The following is an 18,269-nucleotide window of genomic DNA, read 5'->3' on the forward strand; positions in this document are numbered from 1 at the left end:
GGAACTTCTCATGCGTATCTGTGTGTTCACCGGGTCAAGTTTTGGTCGGTCGGAAACCTACCTGAACGCTGCCGTGAGCTTGGGCCGGACAATTGCTCAAAAAGGTCTCGGGTTAGTTTACGGCGGTGCTTCTGTCGGCTTGATGGGAGCCGTCGCCGATGCTGCGCTCAACGAAGGCGGTGAAGTCATCGGCGTCTTGCCCCGAAAGCTTGCAAGTCAAGAAGTGGCACATCGCGGTTTGACCCGGCTGCATCTGGTTGACTCAATGCACGAGAGGAAGGCCATGATGGCTGAGCTGTCTGATGCTTTTGCAGTATTGCCCGGCGGAATAGGGACGCTGGAGGAAGCCTTTGAAGTTTGGACATGGTCACAACTAGGGTTCCACAGCAAATCGGTCGGGCTGCTAAATGTAGACGGATTTTTCGACCAACTAAACGGTTTCTTGGACGGTCTGGTGACAGAGCAATTCGTGAAACCGGTTCATCGTGGTATCCTGCTTTGCGAGGCTTCTGCCGAGATGCTGATTGACAGGCTGATGACAACAGATGTGCCAGTCACTCCGAAATGGATTGGTAGGCCGTAACCTAATCCGGGCAACAGCGAAGCAAGCCCTGTTGTGAGAGTGCGATTGCACGCGACCCGACCTTGGTCGATAACGGACTCGGACGTGCGATGTCGTATCAGATCGACAGGCGTGCTTGACAGTTGAGTTTCTGCCCCACGTTTCGCGCTTGCCGAGCCTCTCACATAGTCGACAGCGAACGTACCTATTTTGTGGCTTGCGGCCGACAGGCTCACAGTTAACGCTATAAGCAACACTGTGGAAGCTCGAAATGTGGGTTAGACTCGAAAGCAATGAAATCAAGCGGATCCTGGAAATACTGCCTGAGGGACGCCTAGCCGATAAGCTGCGAGAGCCAGCGGATCCTGATGCCGATGCCTTTCTCAATGCGGTCGAAACTGCCGACGAACTTGAGGTGGATCCGGACGCTGTGGTTTCGCGCGGCGAAGATGGCGCATTTGTGATGAGCTGGGTTTGGGTCTCCAATGAGAAGGCGGGTTTGGAGCAGGACCCGGATGACGACGGTTCAGACGAACTGTATAACGGAACTCGGGTCGCAATCTAATGGCATACTGGGATACACTTGCCCAGTTAGATGGGTGGTTTACGTCGCGACACATTCTTGACGCGCATTGAAACGTTGGACCTCGATGTAGCGTCTTTGAAGGAATGGAGAGCTTTCCACCGGCTCGCAAATCATGCGAACGGAGCCTAGGAGAACGCTGGCCGGGGTTCATCTGGGTGAATTCCACCATTCGGCGCACGAAACGGCCTGACGCAGCGGCTCGACAAATTCTTTGATCGTGGGAACGGCAAGCTTTGTGCCGGATCGAACGAATACACCCCGGGGCATGCCTGGGTACGCGATCTGGCGGTCATCCAGCCGAAACGGCTTTTCCACCGGCCCGATGGCTCAATTAGAAATCGCCTTCGAACGGGACCGCACTCGTCGGTGTTGGGGGAGAGCGAAGCGGGTGCTTGAGCGAGCCGCAGGGAAGGGGGCCGGGCTATTAGGGCGCGGACTCGTTAAATGATGCAATCCATATCCTTATTGCTGCGAGCTTGAGTGCTGCCAGATAGTTGTCGGCCCGGCGGTCATATCTTGTGGCAAGTCCGCGCATCTGTTTGATACGATTGAAAAAACGCTCGACGTGGTTGCGCTGACGATAGACCCAGCGGCTGAAGCTGAAGGTCTGTTTGCGGTTGGCCTTGGCGGGAATGTTTGCCCAGCATTTCCGTTGCTTGGCAAAGCGACGGATCGCGTCGGTGTCATAAGCCTTGTCCGCAAGAAGCGTCGCACCGGGCCGCAATCCGCTCAGCAACTTTTCCGCCATGGGAGCGTCGGCAGCCTGACCTGCGGTCAGCTCCATACGAACAGGCCGCCCATCGGCATCCACGAGCGCATGGATTTTGGTGGTCAGGCCGCCACGGGAACGTCCCATGCAAGGATCGGCAGAGCCCCCTTTTTAGCGTTGGCACCGTGCTGGTGAACGCGAACGCACGAGCTGTCGATCATCACGATGTCACCCGCATAACGCTTTGACACGGCATCAAGAAGTTGATCCCAGACACCTGCCTTTCGCCAGCGAGAGAAGCGATTGTAGAGCGTCGTTCGCGGGCCATAGCGCTCGGGCACATCGCGCCAGGACGAACCCGTCCTAAACCGCCAAAGGATACCATTGATCACCCGGCGGTCATCAACGCGTTTCACTCCACGGCTCTTGGTGGGAAGCAGCGGCTCGATGACGGCCCATTCTTCGTCGCTCAGTTCGTGACGGCGCATGACGATCTCCCTTCAAGGGGAGTGAATCATAATCCGCTCGCCACATGAACCCCGTTTATGGGGACGCGTCCTAGGATGAAAGCAACCAAAGGTTGCGCGCGGAGATAATGACGTATCTCGATGGATGCGTAGCCTCGATCGTACAGCCTCACACAAGATTTCTGTCGTACTGGTACAATGCTAGTAAAGAGGAGATTCCATGCGCGTCGGATCAGCTTCCGAAATTCACCAGCTTTTTATGCCCCGAACCAAATCCAAAGACGCCTCCCCCGAAGAGCAGGCGAGTTCGATGCCTCGGGTCAGTAGCGGAACCCCGGTTAACGATGAGGTAGCAGCCGCTTTCCTCGCAAAGTTGGCGGAGAGCAACTTCAACCGCGACGACACCAATGGTGATGGAATGGTCTCGCGGCAGGAGTACATCGACAACAAGATGGAGCGCCGACCGAACGGCTACCAGCCGCAGATCGAAGATGTCCAAAAGACGTGGAACGAGCTCGACAAGGACGGCAAGGGCAAACTGAACGAGCGGGAGTATACTCAAGCCTTTGCTTCGGTCTTCCGCGTGGCGCGTGGAACGGTCGAGAAACCGATTGGCTGAACAAACCAGCTCCAGCGTCACCAGTCGAGCGATGCGACGTTGGACTGAACCGTGATTTCGCTTTCAGAGGGCGGCCAGTTTTGCTCCGAATCTCGCCCGCTTCGACAATGATGGCGTCCGACGTTCTGATCAAGGCGACTTCGATCAAGGACGCCATCAGTCAACTGAAGTTCGAGCTTTCGACGCCACAGCGCTCGATCTGCTTTCGTTGTACGCGCCCGGCAAAAACTCTCGCGGCGCTTCGCATCAACTGGGCGTAAGAGTGCCAGGTGACGCAGTCTGCTCTATTTACCATTGCGATAAGTGGGTCTTTCAGGATCTCGTCAAGTGTAAGCTCACCGGAGGGAAGCACTTCATTGCGAAATGCGGATGGTTCATTTCTCGTCAGCTGGGCTGGGAGGGGAAGTGCATCTGACGAATTTTCGATGTGACCTTCTTCGCCGAGACGATCGATACCTGAGGTTCGGCTGAGAGTGGTAACGTTCAACTGTTCAAGATCGTTCGATTTCGCGAAGGGAGCCGCCATTTCTGACAGGTCGTATCTTCTGTTCTTGCGAGCCTCGGCATGCATCTGAGAGATTTTAGTGGCGTGTTGGTGTGTGGCGGGCGAAGACATGGGCATCCTCTTGTGGGCGAAATGAAGGTTGGAGGCGGGGCGTCAGCCCTGCGGTCTGTCAGCCCTAATGTTTAACGCCTAGACTAAAGCGCACCAGCATACTTGCGTACACCTATAAAGGTTCTGAGCCTCTCTCAGATCAGGTAATCTGCTTGGCGCGCAAGTATCGCTGCGGCGTCATCAGATTGGGCGGGTCTGGTGAAGTTGAGGTAGAGTTTTAGAAGCCGCATCAATCGAAATCGGCTCTTGGACGGCCTCTTTCACACGTTGACGCGCCGGACGCGTCTGGATCGAACCAAAACAGGTGTTTGATCGGACCTCCTCCCTCGTAAGCGAAGCCTGATGCTACAGTCCAGCTACATCCACGTCGACGCGACGGCGTTCTGCACCAGAATCCGAATAGCCGAAAATTTGTCTAAGGTCGCGTCTACGCTTGATCAGGTCTCCGACCGTGTATTTGTCAAAGACCGACACGAAGGCTAGAGTAGCTTCGTTTAAGACGAGCGGAAGTCCGCAAACAGGCGCGATCAGACATCCATTGCAATCGATTAGGTCTGAAAGGCCCTCAGTGTGCCGTAGGAGTGTACCAAGGTTGATTGCTTCGGCAGGGCGGGCCAGTTTGATGCCGCCATTCCTTCCCCTAACAGCCTGGATGAAGCCCGCGGACGCTAGATCCTGAACGACTTTCATCAAGTGATTCTGCGAGATTTGAAACGCTTCCGAAATCTCGCGGATGTGGCAGAGGCCGTCGCGCGAGGCAAGGAAGATCATCACGCGCATAGCGTAGTCGGTATATCTCGTCAGCTTCATTTCCTGCCTGCGTCAAAATGTCCTGAACATAAACATGCATGTCAATAGCATCTTCTGAGTTAGTATTATAGATGCATATAAGATGCATGTTTGGAGCGAAAAGATGCCTACCGATAAAATTAAGGAGGAACAGATTCGAGCAGTGCTCGAACGCTTCTACGATTCAGTAAGACGTGATGCTTCGCTGGGGCCACCATTCTCGGTGGTGACGGACTGGGACGAGCACCTGGATCGTCTGTCTGATTTCTGGTCCGCGCTCATGCTTACCTCAGGACGCTACAAAGGAAATCCGGTCGCACTTCATTTGGTTCATGCAGAGAGCATCAGGCCCGAGATGTTCCCGCGCTGGCTCGACCTTTGGGCCGAAGCGACCAACAATCTGTTGCCGCCAACCCTTGCCATCGAGATGCAGACGAAGGCGCGAAAGGTAGCCGCACGCCTCTCCCTTGCGCTACATGGTCGTCCGGAAGAAGCGTGTTCCAAGCCGTCGCAGCCGACTCGACCTTACCGCATTACGCCGAACTTCAACGAAAAGAGCGTTCCTGCGCCGCTTCTCTCTGAGCACAGTCTAAAGTCCGGAACTTGGGGGGTCATTCGCGTCCATGATGGTTTGATCCGCTTCATCGAGGATGGCGGCGTGCCGCGTCAAAGCCTCCACGGTCCACAAACCCCCGCCTTCATCAAGCCGGAGACGCCCCATCATCTGGAGCTTCTTGGCTCCGTCAGTTTTCAAATCGAATTTTACAACGTTCCGCCACAGGAAAGCTTATCGGAAAGGGAAGTCAATGCCTGACGCACTGTCTCGAAATACTATCCAACTTGTTAAACTCAGCGTCCCGGCACTTGTCGCCCACGGGACTGAAATAACCCGAAACATGTACCAGCGACTCTTTCAGGACGATCACATTCGGGAGCTATTCAACCATTCCAATCAGGGGGAGGGCGGAGCGCAGGTTCACGCTTTGGCGAAGGCGATCCTTGCCTATGCAAGTAACATCGACAATCTGGAAGCCCTTGTGCCGATGGTCGAGCGGATCGCCTATAAACACATAGGCTATCATATCCTGCCGGAGCATTACCCGTACGTGGCCCGGGCGCTGTTGGCAGCGATTGAGGATGTCCTCGGAGATGCGGCTACCGACGACGTGATGGCGGCCTGGGGTGAGGCGTATTGGTTCCTGGCGGAGATACTCAAGGGGAGAGAGCAGCAGATCCGGACGGAGCTGGAGGTACGGACAGGTGGTTGGACAGGGTGGCGTTCGTTCTTCGTCGCCGAAAGAATCAAGGAAAGCAACGTCGTCACTTCCTTCATTTTGAAGCCGGAAGATGGAAGGCCCGTCGCCAGGCATCTGCCGGGACAATATCTCACTGTCCGCCTGAGGTTGCCGAGTGGCTACGCCATCAAACGAAACTACTCTATTTCGAGCGGCCCTAATGATGAATACTACCGTATATCCGTGAAGCGCGAATCCAACGGGCAGGGCGGATCAATTTACCTGCACGATCATGCGCACGTAGGAACTCGTATAGAGGTGACCCCTCCGACGGGCGACTTCTACCTTGAGAACGAAGCGGCCGAGCCTGTAGTGCTGCTTTCGGGAGGAGTGGGTCTGACACCGATGGTAAGCATGCTCGAAGCCATCGTGTCCGAACGTCGCGCGGTCGACGTCCATTTTCTCCACGGCGCTTTGAACAGCTCCACCCATGCGATGGACGCGCACGTCAGATCTATTGCTCAGGAACACGGCCGTACCACAGTACGCACGTTTTACAGCGAGCCGGATATCCGGGACGCCAAAGGCTATTCACACGACTTCGACGGGTTCATCACAATAGACTGGCTGAGGGCGAACACTCCATTTGATACGGCTCGCTTCTATCTCTGTGGCCCTAAACCATTTTTGCGGTCGATGGTCTCAGGCTTGACACGGGAGGGCGTCACTGAGAGCCGGATAAATTACGAGTTCTTCGGCCCTACAGACGAGAAGCTCGAAGCTGCCTAACATCAATGTCTCGATCCGAACATGGCCGGGCCAAATGCCCCGGCCATGGCGGTCATTCGGTACCGCTGGATAGGAGTCTTGTTCTTGGCCACTGTCTTCTTGGAAGTGGCTGACCCTCGAAAGGGTACCAGGGCAACAAGATCACGCTACGCTCCGAAGCCTGCAATGGGATCACGTACACGGCGAGCCAAGCCCATTAAAGCAAAGAATTCGCCTTTCTGTGCATGCGAGGCGAGTGGCCGTAATACTGTTTGAACCTCGCGCTGAATGCGCTTTCGGAACTAAACCCGAGGACATTCGCGATGTTGCCGATCGCCTGGCCGCCTCGCCGCAGAGCTCGGCTCGCAAGCTGCATCCGCAGCTCCGAGAGGTACTCCATCGGAGATGTGCCGATGAGAGTCTTGAATCGTAGGGCGAAGTTCGCTCGCGACATGCCCGCAATGTTGGCAAGCTGAACAAGCGTCCATTGCTTGCCTGGTTCAGAATGAAGCGCGGCCATGGCCCTGTCGATTCGAGGATCGCGCAGCGCTGCGGCCCAGCCGGATCCGATGGGCTGGTTAGCAGTCAAAAATGCTCGAAAGCCTTCCACTATTAGCACGTGCAACAGATGGGAGCGAATAGAAGTCGACCCAGCCAAGGGGTGTTCAATCTCTCCAGCGAGCTTATCGATCAACCACGCGATAGAATTGGAGCCAGGTGTGTCTGCCGGAATGTGAACGAGCGTCGGAAGATCCTGCAAAAGCGGCCGCGCTAAGCTCTCGTCTATGGTCATTTTGCCTCCGATGACGAGAAAATCCTCAGATAGTCCGTACTTGGCAACACCCTGTGACACGTTCGCAAAAACTGCAGAAGCAAGGTCGGGCTCGCGATCCAAGTCGCTGGCCATGACAAAAGAGACGGACCGGGTAAGGATAAAGCAGTCACCCTGCTGCAGCAGGAGCCCTTCCTGCATATCGGCAGTCTTAAGCCATGCCTCTCCTTTGACAATGGCGTTGAACTTGAGACCATCGAATGATGGGGTCAGAACCGACCAGTTCTCGCCTGCGCTCAGTCCGACAGAAACATAGCTCTTCGCTTCAAGCAAATCCAGGATGTTGGATAGGGAGTCACTCATTAGACGTGTGCGATAGTTTTTGAGACGATACTGCGTTGATCGTCTCATGGTCGCTATGTAATGTCCAGTCGAGAGTATAGATAAAGCGAGGACAGCAATGGCGAACTTAAAACAGGCACCAATAAACAGCGGTTTTGGAGCTGCGACGACTGCCCGAGAGGTAGCCAAGGGTATCAATCTTTCCGGCAAGACGGCAATCGTGACCGGTGGTTACTCCGGATTGGGCCTGGTAACGGCCCGTGTATTAGCAGAAGCGGGAGCCAACGTCGTCATTCCCGCGCGAGATACCGCGAGAGCGAGAGCTTCGGTGGCAAACACAGAAAACACCGAAGTAGATGAGCTTGACCTGATGAACGCGGCCTCGATCGAGGCATTTGCTGAGCGGTTTCTGGCGTCGGAAAGGCCGCTCCATATCCTGATCAACAGCGCAGGCATCATGGCGACTCCGCTGATGCGCGATAGTCGCGGGTACGAAGCGCAGTTCTCGACTAATCACCTTGGTCATTTCCATCTGACCAAAAAACTATGGCCAGCCCTAGCAGAGGCCCAGGGCTCCAGGGTTGTAAGTGTTTCGTCCGGGGGGCACCAAATTGCGCCCGTCGATTTCGACGACATTAACTTTGAACGGCGACCCTATAACAAGTGGGTAGCGTATGGCCAATCGAAGACGGCGAACGTGCTTTTTGCCGTCGCTCTAGATAAACGGGGCGAAAGCCAAGGAATACGAGCTTTCGCGCTTCACCCCGGTACGGTCCTCGGCCCCCTGGCTCGCCATCTCACTGAGGACGAGATCAAGGAGTTCGATGTCTACGATGACCAAGGCAGGGCGATCGTAGCTCCGGAGCGGGATCTTAAGAACGCAGAGCAGGGAGCCGCCACCGCCGTTTGGTGCGCGACAAGTCCACGCCTTGCTGGTCTAGGAGGTGTTTATTGCGAGAACTGCGATGTCGCCTCGGTGACGCCCGAGGACGGCTCGTCACGCTTTGGCGTAAATAAATGGGCTGTCGACGACACCGCTGCAGAAAGGCTTTGGACTGTCAGTGAAAGGATGATCGCTACAAATGGTTGAACGCGAATGGGATTCCCATAGGTCAGACACTCACGGAACCCTGTGATTGTGCCTGTACCGAAGTACATCGCGACGAAGCCGACTTTACCTTGTCACTCCGCCTCAACGGGGGCGGAGGTGGCGGCGGACATTCATCTGCAGTTCGTGACGCGACGCATATCGGCCGAGCAGTTGTACCAACCGCTTTTGCTGGGTTTCGTCGATTCCTACCCGAATGCAATATTCGGTCACTTCCCACATATCCTGAACTTGTGATTTATCGGAGTCTTTATCTGACATCGGAAGCAAATAGCTGTAAAAAAGGGCCCCAGATCGCGAAAATCCATGATCTTGGCTTCTGCTAGGACGGCCCGCCGCAAGTTGCGAACTTGCGAGCGAGCCATAGTTCATTGTGTCGAAGGCCGCTCAGTTTGGACGCACCACTCCCTCGTAGTAGCCCCCGAGTCGGTGAGGCTGCGGTTCATGACATGGGTGGGGCCCACGACGCGTAAAATCGATCCGGAATAGCCGAAACTATGCGTTGCCGCTTTGTCGGCCGCCGAGTTGCGATCGATTCCTTCGTAGTAATCGCCGCTGTCAATCGGGAGAGCAGCTACGGTTGTGGTAACCACAAACAGTACGCCGAATGCCGCTGCTGTTACGCTCAGATGTTCATAACGACTTCCTTTGATAGGAGAGCAAACATCTGTCTGCTCGTGGAGTTGCAGAGATCGATGGGATTCGGCTCTCGATGAGCCTGGTTCAGAGGGATCGCTCTCGCGACGCTCGTCTCGGCCAACCACCATCGGCGACTGACATCTTCTTTAGTGATCGCTAGACTGCGATCGGTCGGTCAGTTTCAGAGAACGATCGGGTTGAATGAGGTAGATCTCGCGGTAACGATTGCCGCCGCTGAAGAAGTCATGGGTAACGAGGCTTCCGACCGGTGCTTTTTGAAGCCTGGAGTGCGGTTGGCCACCGTAGGTGATGCTGCCCGGGATGGGCTCAAGTGCGGAAGCAGAGGTTGCCGACAACCCGGCGAGGGTGAGTACGCTGATGAAGATTTTCATTTTCGTGTCTCCTGGTTGGCAAGAAGCATTTCCTGCATTGACGAGAAGACTATCGTACGGGGAGCGGCCTTTTCCGAGTTATACAAGGGCTTAGCTATACGAAAGCACAGGCCGACGTGCGTGCCACTAAGCTAAAAAGGCGCGGGAGCAAAGAACAAAGCTCGCGAAGCAGCGGTGTTCTTGTTTTCAGTCACAAAAAGCGCGTAGCAGTCGTCCCGCTAGAACTGCTCCAGATTTTATGCGGCCACAAGATCCCTGGCGCTATTATGGCCGTGGTCGAACTACCTAACTTCAATCCACGCGTGCGACGAGCTTCGAGAACACCCAGCCGACAGTCACCATATTGGTAAGCGGGTCGGCGACCTCCACTCTCGTCCATCCGTCAGCGGTATCCAGGAGTACAGCCATGTCGCCAGACATTAGAGTGCGAACCTTGGGTGAATACTTGGAGGGGCCTTGGCGCAGTATGGCGTTACGTCTAACAACCACCATCGCCACTTCCGAGTTTTCCTCCTGAAGCTGGCTAGCGATTCGGGTCAAGATTTCGGCCTGCTTGGCCACTTGGTCTAAGACTGCTGGATCGGTTTTGACGACTGCTGCTGCGTCCTGTTCGTGATATATCGCTGCCTGATAAATCGGTATGAATGCCACCAGAAGGGCAAGAACAGCGATAATGGTTCATTCTCGAAGGCTTTGCATGATTGCAGACAACTGAGGCATCTGCAATTCAGCGAGAAATGGCTTGCTTAACGGTCTGATGTTGCTGGTCGCATGCTTTACGCTGTCGAAGATCTCCAACCACTTTTTGCCTGCTTGTTGGAACTGGCTACGAAGGTTTTCGAATTCCTTCATACGGTCGACCATTATCTCTCGAAGCTGAGCTCCTCCCTGGAAAGCCGCTATACTACTTCCAAGTGGTGCAAGCGACTCTTGAAACTTTCGGAGTTCATTCGCGAGGCCCGTCGACTTCAGAATGATGGCCGATGGCGCGGTCGATCTCGCGGAAAGCACTTCTGGAGCCCCAGGGTTTCGCTCAAATCTTCATCATCACTCATCGTCAGTTTTCTGGCCCTGATCGCGTTCACGTTTCCCAATGCGCTTATACATACGAGGCGCGTGTATTCTCAGCGTTACCGCGCGGAATCGCAAGGTACTTGAGCCGCATCGATCAAATAGATCGGCTTTGAAATCCCCGCGTCCGTTTCCCGTAGGAAGCTCGCATTAGAAACATGATGCCTATAATAATCAACACCAACGTATAGCTTCCTGCATCGCATGGGCTGAACTAGATTTACAACAGTAATCAGAATGGATTTCCGGTCTTCCGGGACGTGATCCTCTATTGGTAAATCTGCAGAGAGCGAGTCTACAGTAAAAGTGCTGCCAAGACGACGACGCTACCTGAAAAGAATGGGAAGAAGTATGCGCTTCATAATTGCGGTAATGGTGGCATCGATCCTAAGCATCTTGGTGTTCAAGTATATCGATCGCTCAATAGGCGCAGATATATTTCTTGACGAGCCCCGTTATTCTGAGGCGAACGTCCGTGGGTAGGGGGCCTAAATGGAAAAAGCACTCTCGTAGACGACGCTCAAGCGATTCTCGCCATGTACTGGAAAATGCAGATAAGAAACCGGGCGATTTCGCAAATCTGCCTGCCAGAAGTCTTGGCTGAACCGAAGGCACCTACACCAGATGCCCGGGCCCACGACGCATTAAAGGTAACCTCACGACGGTGGCATATGGGTCAGTCAGGCCTTCCCGCCCGGCTTTGAAGTCCGTCGAGAAATATACTCACTATCGACCGTGCCATTCTCTCGGTTTCGCTGGGACTCAGAGGTGGGCGCAAGCCGAGAACAACTTGAAGGTGGATATTATCGCGCAGCATTCCCGCGAACTGATCGGCAACCATCCTGCAATCGTCAACGTCAATTTCACCGCGCTTCTTTGCCTCCTCCAGCACCTCGGCGAGGCGGATGGCGGCGCGACCTGGGCCACGATCATAGAAGGCTTTCGCAAGCTCCGGGAACCGCAAGGCCTCGGCCATGATCGCTCGGTACACGCCGATCATCGTAGGCGACATATAGACCTCGACAAGTCTTCGAGCGAATTCCAGCATAGTCTCCCGCAAATTACGGCCACCGATTTCTTCGACAGCCAGTGCGGCGAGTGCTTTATCGGCTCCCTCAGAAACAAGGGCGGTGAACAGTCCCTCCTTATTTCCAAACTCGCTATAGATGGTTCGTTTCGAGCCCCCAACTCTTTCGATAATGGCGTCCATACTCGTAGCCGCATAGCCTTGCTCGAAGAAGACCGTGGCAGCGGCCTGTAGGATTGCCGTCCTCCGTTCTGCGGCAGACAATCTCTTGCCTCGGTACGCATCCATTCTGTTCATCCTCTTGAGAACCTCTTGACTGGTACGGTACGTTACCGTATTTGTCAATGGTAATGATCAGTACCAAATGGAATCCTCACAATGCGAAGCGTTATAAAAGTTGGAATTCTATCGGCTTTAGCTGCCCTCGTCGTAGCGCTTGCCTGGTCATGGGGATGGCACTGGCTGACGACGGGCCGCTTTGAAGAGGCAACTGACAATGCGTACGTACGTACCGAGATAACGTCGGTGGCCGCCAAAGTTACAGGGTACGTGCTCAAGGTGAGTGTGGCGGATAACGCGACGGTCGAGGCAGGGGACGTTCTTTTTCAGATCGACGACAAGGATTACAAGGCTCGACTTGCGCAAGCAGAGGCCAATATCGCTTCTGCCCGTGCCGCCCTGCTGAATCTTGAAGCAGAGGCACGCCTCCAGAAAGCAGTTATCGCGCAAGGTGAAGCGCAACTCAGGTCTGCGATCGCCACCCAGACGCTGGCAATGCAAAACTTCGACCGCAACCAGTCGCTAGTACGCACCAGCACCGTCAGCCAGGCAAAATTCGAGGAGAGCGAAGCAGGAATAGCACAGGCTGAAGCCTCCGTTAGCGCGGCGAAAGCCGCCATTCAGGCTCAGCAAAGGAAACTAGACGTTCTGGCTGCTCAAGAAGACGCTGCCCGAGCAGCGCTGTCTCAAGCTGAGGCTGCACGTACTTTGGCGCAGATTGATCTAGACAATACCACCGTGCGCGCGCCAGTAAACGGTGTCGTTGGCAACCGTCAAATCCGGGTCGGTCGGCTAGTGAACACGGGTGCCCCCGTGCTCGATATTGTCCCTGTCCACAACGTCTGGATCGTCGCCAATTACAAAGAGACTCAGCTTGAGGATATTCGCGTTGGGCAGCCGGTACGTGTTTCTGTTGACGGTTATCCCCATGCGGAAGTGCTTGGCGTCGTTGATAGTCTTGCACCGGGCAGCGGCGCGGCCTTCAGTCTGATCCCAGCTGACAATGCGACGGGCAATTTCGTTCGTGTCGTACAGCGAGTGCCGGTAAAGATCACACTCACTGAGATTCCTTCTCACGTTCATCTCGTCCCTGGTTTGTCTGCTCGAGTAGCGATCAAAACCTCCGGAGGGGAGGGCGCATTGTGACCGTGCAGGTAATCAATCCGCGCCTTGTCGCTACCTTACAAGACTCCCGCAACACTGCGCCTGCCATACTCTTTGTTGCTGGTGTTGTGCTTGCCGCGCTGATGGAAGCAGTTGCTGGTACTGTTTTGTCTACAGCCCGCCTCGACATCATCGGCGATACGTATGCGACATCCGATGAGTTGGCCCGTTTGGACGTCGGATACACGGCCGCCAAGCTTGTAGCCTATATTCTCGCGCCTTGGTTCATGTCACGTTTTTCGCCACTAGGCTGCCTTCGCGCCGCGACAGGTACCATGACCGTCGTCTGTGGTGCGGCTGCCATAACTTCAGATCTGAACGTTCTCACTGTACTACGCCTGCTTCAAGGCGCAGCGGGAGGGATGTTGCTAGTGAGCGGACAGACAATGCTCTTCCTGATGTTTCCCCGTTCACATCAACCTATTGTACAGTGCATTTTTGCTATCGGCGCAGTTGTCGCGCCTGCTACCCTTACTCCGTACATGCAAGGATGGTTGGTCGACAGCTTGTCCTGGTCGTGGATCTTCCTATGCATCGTGCCGATCGGCATGGGAGCCCTGATCCTCCTTGCCTTTACCAAGGAAAGCCTGGATGAACGGACTAGCGTAGGGAAGTTTGACTGGCTTGGAGCGGTCTTGTTTACCGGAGCTGCATTTTGCCTCACGTACGTTTTAAATCAGGGAAGTCGATGGGATTGGTTTGAAGAGCCGATGATCGCGCATCTGCTGATTGCTGGTAGCTTCGCGTTGCTCCTGTTCCTGGCCTACCAGTTCAATACGAAGAAGTTTGACACGGTTCTTGATCTCACAATTTTTCGGAATAGCGGATTTGCGTTCGGGTTCATCGCAAGCTTCGCAGCAGGGTTCGCGCTCTTTGGCAGCGCCTATCTTATACCGACCTTTGCCGTCTCAATCATCGGGATGACGCCCACGGAAGCGGGGATCCTTCTGCTTCCAAGCACACTCATGTTTATTGCAACGCTGCTTTTGACCACGTTTCTGGTGCAGCGGCGTGGGCTTCCTCCAATCGTAACCGTACCGTTCGGCATCCTTTGCTTCATCGCAGCTATGTGTATGCTTTCGGGGGTTAACGGTGACAGCGGCTTTCCCGACTTGATGCCAGCTATCCTCCTGCGGGGCCTAGCACTTGGTTTCCTGTTCTTGTCAATCACGCTGATCACACTCCCTGATCTTGAGGAGCAGCAAATGGCGTACGGCGTGGGTTTCTTCAATGTCGGTCGCCAAACGGGCGGCCTCTTGGGCGTCGCTGCCTTGCAGACTCTGCTTGATCATCAAACGGCCTTGAATAAGATCGTTCTCGTAACCTACATCGTCCCAGGCCGCGTTGCCGTCTCAGATCGTATCGCGCTTTTGACGAACAGCTTCACCTCGCGCGGATTGGACGCGAGTGCGGCCGCTGAAGCTGCCGTTCAAACTCTTGGGAGAGAGGTTACAAGACAGGCGAGCATAGTTGCCTTCGACACGGCGTTCCTTGCTGTCGCACTGTTCTTCGTTGTTGCAGCTCCAGTTCTGATTACGTCCAAGATCGTCATAGGCAAAGTTCTCAATCCTGGTTCGCGTAAATTCTCCGATCATGTCGAAGAAGGCACCTGCCTGAGCCTCGAAAAACTACAGACACGACCCGCGTCCAGCGGTCGCTCCGTTTCAGTTCGAGGTCGCTCTGAAATCTCGACGGATCATTCCGTACGAGACCTTACCACTGCAAGTCGAACTGGGGATCGCTAGCGGCGAATTATGGAAGGAGTCTAATATGACTAGAGTAACTGCAGCTGTCATCGCCACCGTCGTTGCAACGCCGCTATTCTCCGCCGTGTCGTTTGCAGAAGGCGACTACTACGAAGGTACCTCCTAGCAGCGGATGGAAACAGCAATCAGCCGCGATAGCACCGGATCTGTGTCGAGCTTCCAAGTCGCCGAAGGTGATCAAGCTACGGTCGATCACAGAGACTACTACGAAGGTGTAACCCGTCCGAACTGAGAGCAGTTTATTCAAGAAATCGAACTTCGTCTGCGGCTCAAGGTCGCAAATCAGAGCCGCGGACTTGCTGAGGAGCCTCGACGCGTTTGCCGACGCCACAGCAGATCGCCCCGGGGTGGCCAAACACTCGAGATATTATGTGCTGCTGCGGACTTCGGCGCAGCATGGCGGCTCTACGTTTTCGCCAATCGGATATCGTGGCTGTCTTCGTCGGATGCGAAACGCGCCAAAACCTGTTCGACATTCGGGATGCTGTCCCCCAAGAGTTGCGGGTAGTGTCGCGCCGTAAGCGCAACCCTCAGTTGGAACGCCAGGGCTCCGTGTTCACAAGCGAGATCCCATGCCCTGTCCAAATGCTTCCGTGCTTCTTCAACTGACTGGCCCTCACTTTGGAGAGTTAGCACTGCCTGTAGCCGACACATCTCTGCGAGCTGGAATTTTTCGCCGCTAGCCTCAGCCACGCGAAATGCCTTCATAAGTGTGTCTCTGCCCCGATCATATCGATCCGTTCGCGCCAAACCTTCGGCGAGCGCGGCAAGGAAGCTGACGATCATGTGGTGGTGGTTTTCGGACGTCATGATATCGAGCGCCTCTTCAAGCAATGGAACACCGACGTCGGCCCCCCCTTTTCGAACGGCCAGTTCTCCCTCCAAGCCTTTGCTAACAGCGCTGAAGGCCGCTAAGGAATTTTCTCCAGCGATGGTGCGTAATCTCATCACCAAGTTCGCCGCATCATTCCAGTCCCCAAGCCAGATGAGGGTGGAGGCAGCGTACGCAAGGGCAATGCAATGAGGAATGGGGTGGCCGTACGCCGACGCATCTTCAACCGCCTTCAAAGCGTAGCGTCTAGCCGCTCTTCCTTGGCCCTGCAGGCAAAGCACGCGGCCGAACTGGACGTAAGCCCGAATGCGCTGGGTGAAGACGCAGAGATTGAATCTCACTGGCTCAGACCGCAAGTCGGAACAACTCGCGTCGAGATGCTCTGAGGCCCGTTCCAGATGACCGGAATAGGAGAAAGCTACCCCAAGCATCCATTGGACAAGATCACGGGCCTCCGGGTCCTTGACGCTCGCGATCCGCTGGCTCTCTAGCGCGATATCAAGGCCTTTGTAGCAATTCCCGGCGCGCATCTCGTAGATGTTGAGACCAGCAAGGATGTCAAGCCGCATCCGTTCGTTCGCTATCCGCTCCGCTATAGCAATGGCCTTGGAGAATGCTCCGGAAACGTTGCTATTGCCGTTTCGGACGATGATTCCGGAGACGGCAAGCGCTTGCTGGAGGCGGGCCTCTTCAACGGACCCCGCCATTTCTGCCGGGAGTCGGTCCAGTGCGAGTGCGGTCCATCTATGACACTCATCGAGAAGGGAGAGCTCCAGGAGAACAGGTGCACTCGCTGCGGCGAGGCGAGCTCCAGTCTGGACGCTCGCCTCGTCGTCGTAGCACCAACGCAGCGCTAGTCTTATGTTTGGAAGAGCTTTCCGATGTGAAGCCAGGGTTCCGGTTAGACGAAACGTATCGGCGTTGCCGATGGCATCCTCCAACAGGCGCAAGTAATACCTCGCGTGCCCGAGAGCTGTTTCTCGCAATTCATTTGCCTGTGACCGCTGCAGCTTCTCTAGGGCATATGCCCTGGCGGTTTCCGACATCCTGTAAGTACGGCCCCCATCTTGGCTAAAGAACCGTGAGAGTAGGAACCTATCGGCGAGTCCTTCAATCACAAGTGAGGCTTCCGCGATATCGTCGAAGCCGCAGATGGCCATGGCGGCGTCAATACTGAACTCGCCGATTATCCAGCCAAGTCTTCTGAAACCTAGCTTTTCCCGGTCGCTTAAAAGATTGTAACTCCAGTCGTGGAGGGCCGCCATGGTCTGATGACGCGGTAACGCCGTGCGGCGGCCTTGCCAGTAGAGTCCGAATCGATAGTCAAGCAGGTCCGGCATTTGTAGTAGACCGTGGACGCCTGCGCGTCCCGCGACAAGCTCGATGGCTAAAGCAACTCCTTCTAGGCGACGGCAGATACTGGCTGCCACAGAAATTTCCTCTGCGGTCAGTTCGAGGCTCCCGCCGCTGGCGTAAGTTCGGTCTACGAACAGCCGAACTGCTGGAAAGGTCAGCATTTCTTCCGGGCTTAAAGGATGTCCTTCGGGTGGTGCTTCGAGCGGCGGAACGACGAACACATGCTCCCCTTCTACTCTCAAAGTCTCCCGGCTAGTTGTCAGGAGATAGACGTCCGGGCATTTGAGGAAAACGTGTTCAGCGAAACGGGCGACTGCATCAATGATGTGCTCGCAGTTATCGAGGACCAACAGAAGACGTTTCTGCCGAACGGCAGAGGTGATATCTGCGGTTGGGTCACGGGAAGCTACGGGAACTCCCAGAAGATTGGCGATAGCGGATGCGACCAAGTCACCATCCACGATCGTAGTAAGATCCGCAAAGACCACACCGTGGGAGAATTCGGCTTGGGCCGCGTGAGCTGTCGCCACCGCAACGGTCGTCTTCCCAATGCCGCCCGGTCCAATGAGGCTTAAGAAGCGGCACCGTAGCAGCCGCTCCGAGATGTCCTGTACTAGATGCTCGCGTCCCACCATACGCGAAAGGAGAGGAGGAAGAACGGATGTCGCGCCGTCGGGTGAGATGCTTGGGGGAATCGCATCACTAGGTGCTCGACGGACGGGAACTGAGAAAGCGTAGCCCCGTCCGGAAACATTCGTAATGTACTGCTTTCCGCCACTCGCTTCTCCAAGCAGTTTCCGTAGACCGGATACGTGAACGCGCAGACTGACCTCGTCCACAACCATATCCGGCCAAACCCGCGCGTGCAGGTCTTTCTTGCTGACAACAGCGCCGCCGTTCTCGACAAGAGCAGTGAGCAAATCAAACGCTCTGCTACCAATAGCTACGGAGCAACCGTCCCTCTCCAGGGTTCGCTCGGTGGGTACCAAACGAAAGGGTCCGAACTCGTAAGACATAGCATCTCCGAAACGATTTCGGCCTCTCACGACGCGAGGAGTGTCGGCATAAGTGTGATCAGGCCATTGGTGCCGCCGCCATCCGTCGGGTAGGCAACGTGCCGCAAAGTTAGCCCTTCGATGCGGAAGGGACGACGCAAACTTTCGTTTTAGT

At 55.3% G+C, this 18,269-nt stretch carries 17 protein-coding genes; 8 read left to right on the forward strand and 9 right to left on the reverse strand.

The window, feature by feature from the left end; genetic code table 11:
* Positions 1-10 precede the first annotated feature (10 nt).
* Together AGR1_RS03115 and AGR1_RS03120 are read left to right on the forward strand one after the other, a co-directional pair.
* Entirely contained in the window at positions 11-583 is a 573-nt protein-coding gene (locus tag AGR1_RS03115) for a TIGR00730 family Rossman fold protein (RefSeq protein WP_108082175.1), read from the forward strand.
* Between the two features lie 250 nt (positions 584-833).
* Complete coding sequence (locus tag AGR1_RS03120) at positions 834-1,127, forward strand: hypothetical protein (RefSeq protein WP_149146150.1); 294 nt, start codon at positions 834-836, stop codon at positions 1,125-1,127.
* 445 nt (positions 1,128-1,572) lie between these two features.
* Here AGR1_RS03120 and AGR1_RS03125 read toward each other — a convergent pair.
* Positions 1,573-2,351, reverse strand: a protein-coding gene (locus tag AGR1_RS03125; RefSeq protein WP_246666603.1) for an IS5 family transposase whose coding sequence is annotated in 2 segments (ribosomal slippage) — positions 1,573-2,022 and positions 2,025-2,351 — 777 coding nt in all. Because the reading frame shifts where the segments join, the coding sequence is not laid out codon by codon here.
* Positions 2,352-2,544: 193 nt separating this feature from the next.
* On the opposite strand from AGR1_RS03125, the gene AGR1_RS03130 reads away from it, so the two are divergent.
* Positions 2,545-2,943: an EF-hand domain-containing protein gene (locus AGR1_RS03130; RefSeq protein ID WP_149146151.1), complete on the forward strand. Its 399-nt coding sequence runs from the start codon at positions 2,545-2,547 to the stop codon at positions 2,941-2,943.
* A 160-nt stretch (positions 2,944-3,103) separates the two neighbouring features.
* Here AGR1_RS03130 and AGR1_RS03135 read toward each other — a convergent pair whose 3' ends face one another.
* Both AGR1_RS03135 and AGR1_RS03140 read right to left on the reverse strand, forming a co-directional pair.
* Positions 3,104-3,559, reverse strand: a complete 456-nt coding sequence (locus AGR1_RS03135; RefSeq protein WP_146175696.1) for a hypothetical protein — start codon at positions 3,557-3,559, stop codon at positions 3,104-3,106.
* A 345-nt stretch (positions 3,560-3,904) separates the two neighbouring features.
* Entirely contained in the window at positions 3,905-4,369 is a 465-nt protein-coding gene (locus AGR1_RS03140) for an Rrf2 family transcriptional regulator (protein WP_108082178.1), read from the reverse strand.
* A 103-nt stretch (positions 4,370-4,472) separates the two neighbouring features.
* Here AGR1_RS03140 and AGR1_RS29465 point away from each other — a divergent pair, with 103 nt between their 5' ends.
* Together AGR1_RS29465 and hmpA are read left to right on the forward strand one after the other, a co-directional pair.
* A complete protein-coding gene (locus tag AGR1_RS29465; protein WP_158273762.1) occupies positions 4,473-5,162 on the forward strand; it encodes a DUF1971 domain-containing protein in 690 nt (229 codons plus the stop codon).
* Complete coding sequence (gene hmpA / locus AGR1_RS03150) at positions 5,155-6,372, forward strand: NO-inducible flavohemoprotein (RefSeq protein WP_149146152.1); 1,218 nt, start codon at positions 5,155-5,157, stop codon at positions 6,370-6,372. Before AGR1_RS29465 ends, hmpA begins: the two co-directional genes overlap by 8 nt.
* A 196-nt stretch (positions 6,373-6,568) precedes the next feature.
* Here the strand turns inward: hmpA and AGR1_RS03155 are convergent, their stop codons facing one another.
* Complete coding sequence (locus AGR1_RS03155) at positions 6,569-7,486, reverse strand: AraC family transcriptional regulator (protein WP_187772030.1); 918 nt, start codon at positions 7,484-7,486, stop codon at positions 6,569-6,571.
* 97 nt (positions 7,487-7,583) lie between these two features.
* Between AGR1_RS03155 and AGR1_RS03160 the strand changes: the two genes are divergently transcribed.
* Positions 7,584-8,555 (forward strand): oxidoreductase, encoded by a 972-nt coding sequence (locus tag AGR1_RS03160; RefSeq protein WP_108082181.1) that lies wholly within the window; start codon positions 7,584-7,586, stop codon positions 8,553-8,555.
* Positions 8,556-9,358: 803 nt separating this feature from the next.
* On the opposite strand, the gene AGR1_RS03170 is transcribed toward AGR1_RS03160, so the two are convergent.
* The 4 genes from AGR1_RS03170 to AGR1_RS03185 all read right to left on the reverse strand — a co-directional run bounded on the left by AGR1_RS03170 (position 9,359) and on the right by AGR1_RS03185 (position 11,990).
* The gene (locus tag AGR1_RS03170) at positions 9,359-9,604 is read right to left on the reverse strand and encodes a hypothetical protein (protein WP_108082183.1); all 246 of its coding nucleotides are present in this window, start codon (positions 9,602-9,604) and stop codon (positions 9,359-9,361) included.
* Between the two features lie 291 nt (positions 9,605-9,895).
* The gene (locus tag AGR1_RS30085; RefSeq protein WP_272939412.1) at positions 9,896-10,096 is read right to left on the reverse strand and encodes an SH3 domain-containing protein; all 201 of its coding nucleotides are present in this window, start codon (positions 10,094-10,096) and stop codon (positions 9,896-9,898) included.
* Positions 10,097-10,282: 186 nt separating this feature from the next.
* Entirely contained in the window at positions 10,283-10,468 is a 186-nt protein-coding gene (locus AGR1_RS03180; protein ID WP_149146154.1) for a hypothetical protein, read from the reverse strand.
* Positions 10,469-11,351: 883 nt separating this feature from the next.
* Positions 11,352-11,990 carry a TetR/AcrR family transcriptional regulator gene (locus tag AGR1_RS03185; RefSeq protein WP_108082186.1) on the reverse strand — a complete coding sequence of 213 codons (639 nt, stop codon included), beginning with the start codon at positions 11,988-11,990 and terminating at the stop codon, positions 11,352-11,354.
* A 90-nt stretch (positions 11,991-12,080) separates the two neighbouring features.
* On the opposite strand from AGR1_RS03185, the gene AGR1_RS03190 reads away from it, so the two are divergent.
* Complete coding sequence (locus AGR1_RS03190; RefSeq protein WP_149146155.1) at positions 12,081-13,127, forward strand: HlyD family secretion protein; 1,047 nt, start codon at positions 12,081-12,083, stop codon at positions 13,125-13,127.
* A complete protein-coding gene (locus AGR1_RS03195; protein WP_246669623.1) occupies positions 13,124-14,890 on the forward strand; it encodes a DHA2 family efflux MFS transporter permease subunit in 1,767 nt (588 codons plus the stop codon). Before AGR1_RS03190 ends, AGR1_RS03195 begins: the two co-directional genes overlap by 4 nt.
* 426 nt (positions 14,891-15,316) lie before the next feature.
* Here AGR1_RS03195 and AGR1_RS03200 read toward each other — a convergent pair whose 3' ends face one another.
* Entirely contained in the window at positions 15,317-18,115 is a 2,799-nt protein-coding gene (locus AGR1_RS03200; RefSeq protein ID WP_187772031.1) for a winged helix-turn-helix domain-containing protein, read from the reverse strand.
* Positions 18,116-18,269 lie beyond the last annotated feature (154 nt).

This window comes from Agrobacterium sp. B1(2019), assembly GCF_008274755.1.
Lineage (GTDB): Bacteria > Pseudomonadota > Alphaproteobacteria > Rhizobiales > Rhizobiaceae > Agrobacterium > Agrobacterium salinitolerans.

Coding starts and splice junctions, on each gene's coding strand:
- AGR1_RS03115 (WP_108082175.1), top strand. CDS start 11: ATGCGTATCTGTGTGTTCACCGGGTCAAGTTTTGGTCGGTCGGAAACC.
- AGR1_RS03120 (WP_149146150.1), top strand. CDS start 834: ATGTGGGTTAGACTCGAAAGCAATGAAATCAAGCGGATCCTGGAAATA.
- AGR1_RS03130 (WP_149146151.1), top strand. CDS start 2,545: ATGCGCGTCGGATCAGCTTCCGAAATTCACCAGCTTTTTATGCCCCGA.
- AGR1_RS03135 (WP_146175696.1), bottom strand. CDS start 3,559: ATGTCTTCGCCCGCCACACACCAACACGCCACTAAAATCTCTCAGATG.
- AGR1_RS03140 (WP_108082178.1), bottom strand. CDS start 4,369: ATGAAGCTGACGAGATATACCGACTACGCTATGCGCGTGATGATCTTC.
- AGR1_RS29465 (WP_158273762.1), top strand. CDS start 4,473: ATGCCTACCGATAAAATTAAGGAGGAACAGATTCGAGCAGTGCTCGAA.
- hmpA (WP_149146152.1), top strand. CDS start 5,155: ATGCCTGACGCACTGTCTCGAAATACTATCCAACTTGTTAAACTCAGC.
- AGR1_RS03155 (WP_187772030.1), bottom strand. CDS start 7,486: ATGAGTGACTCCCTATCCAACATCCTGGATTTGCTTGAAGCGAAGAGC.
- AGR1_RS03160 (WP_108082181.1), top strand. CDS start 7,584: ATGGCGAACTTAAAACAGGCACCAATAAACAGCGGTTTTGGAGCTGCG.
- AGR1_RS03170 (WP_108082183.1), bottom strand. CDS start 9,604: ATGAAAATCTTCATCAGCGTACTCACCCTCGCCGGGTTGTCGGCAACC.
- AGR1_RS30085 (WP_272939412.1), bottom strand. CDS start 10,096: ATGGTGGTTGTTAGACGTAACGCCATACTGCGCCAAGGCCCCTCCAAG.
- AGR1_RS03180 (WP_149146154.1), bottom strand. CDS start 10,468: ATGGTCGACCGTATGAAGGAATTCGAAAACCTTCGTAGCCAGTTCCAA.
- AGR1_RS03185 (WP_108082186.1), bottom strand. CDS start 11,990: ATGGATGCGTACCGAGGCAAGAGATTGTCTGCCGCAGAACGGAGGACG.
- AGR1_RS03190 (WP_149146155.1), top strand. CDS start 12,081: ATGCGAAGCGTTATAAAAGTTGGAATTCTATCGGCTTTAGCTGCCCTC.
- AGR1_RS03200 (WP_187772031.1), bottom strand. CDS start 18,115: ATGTCTTACGAGTTCGGACCCTTTCGTTTGGTACCCACCGAGCGAACC.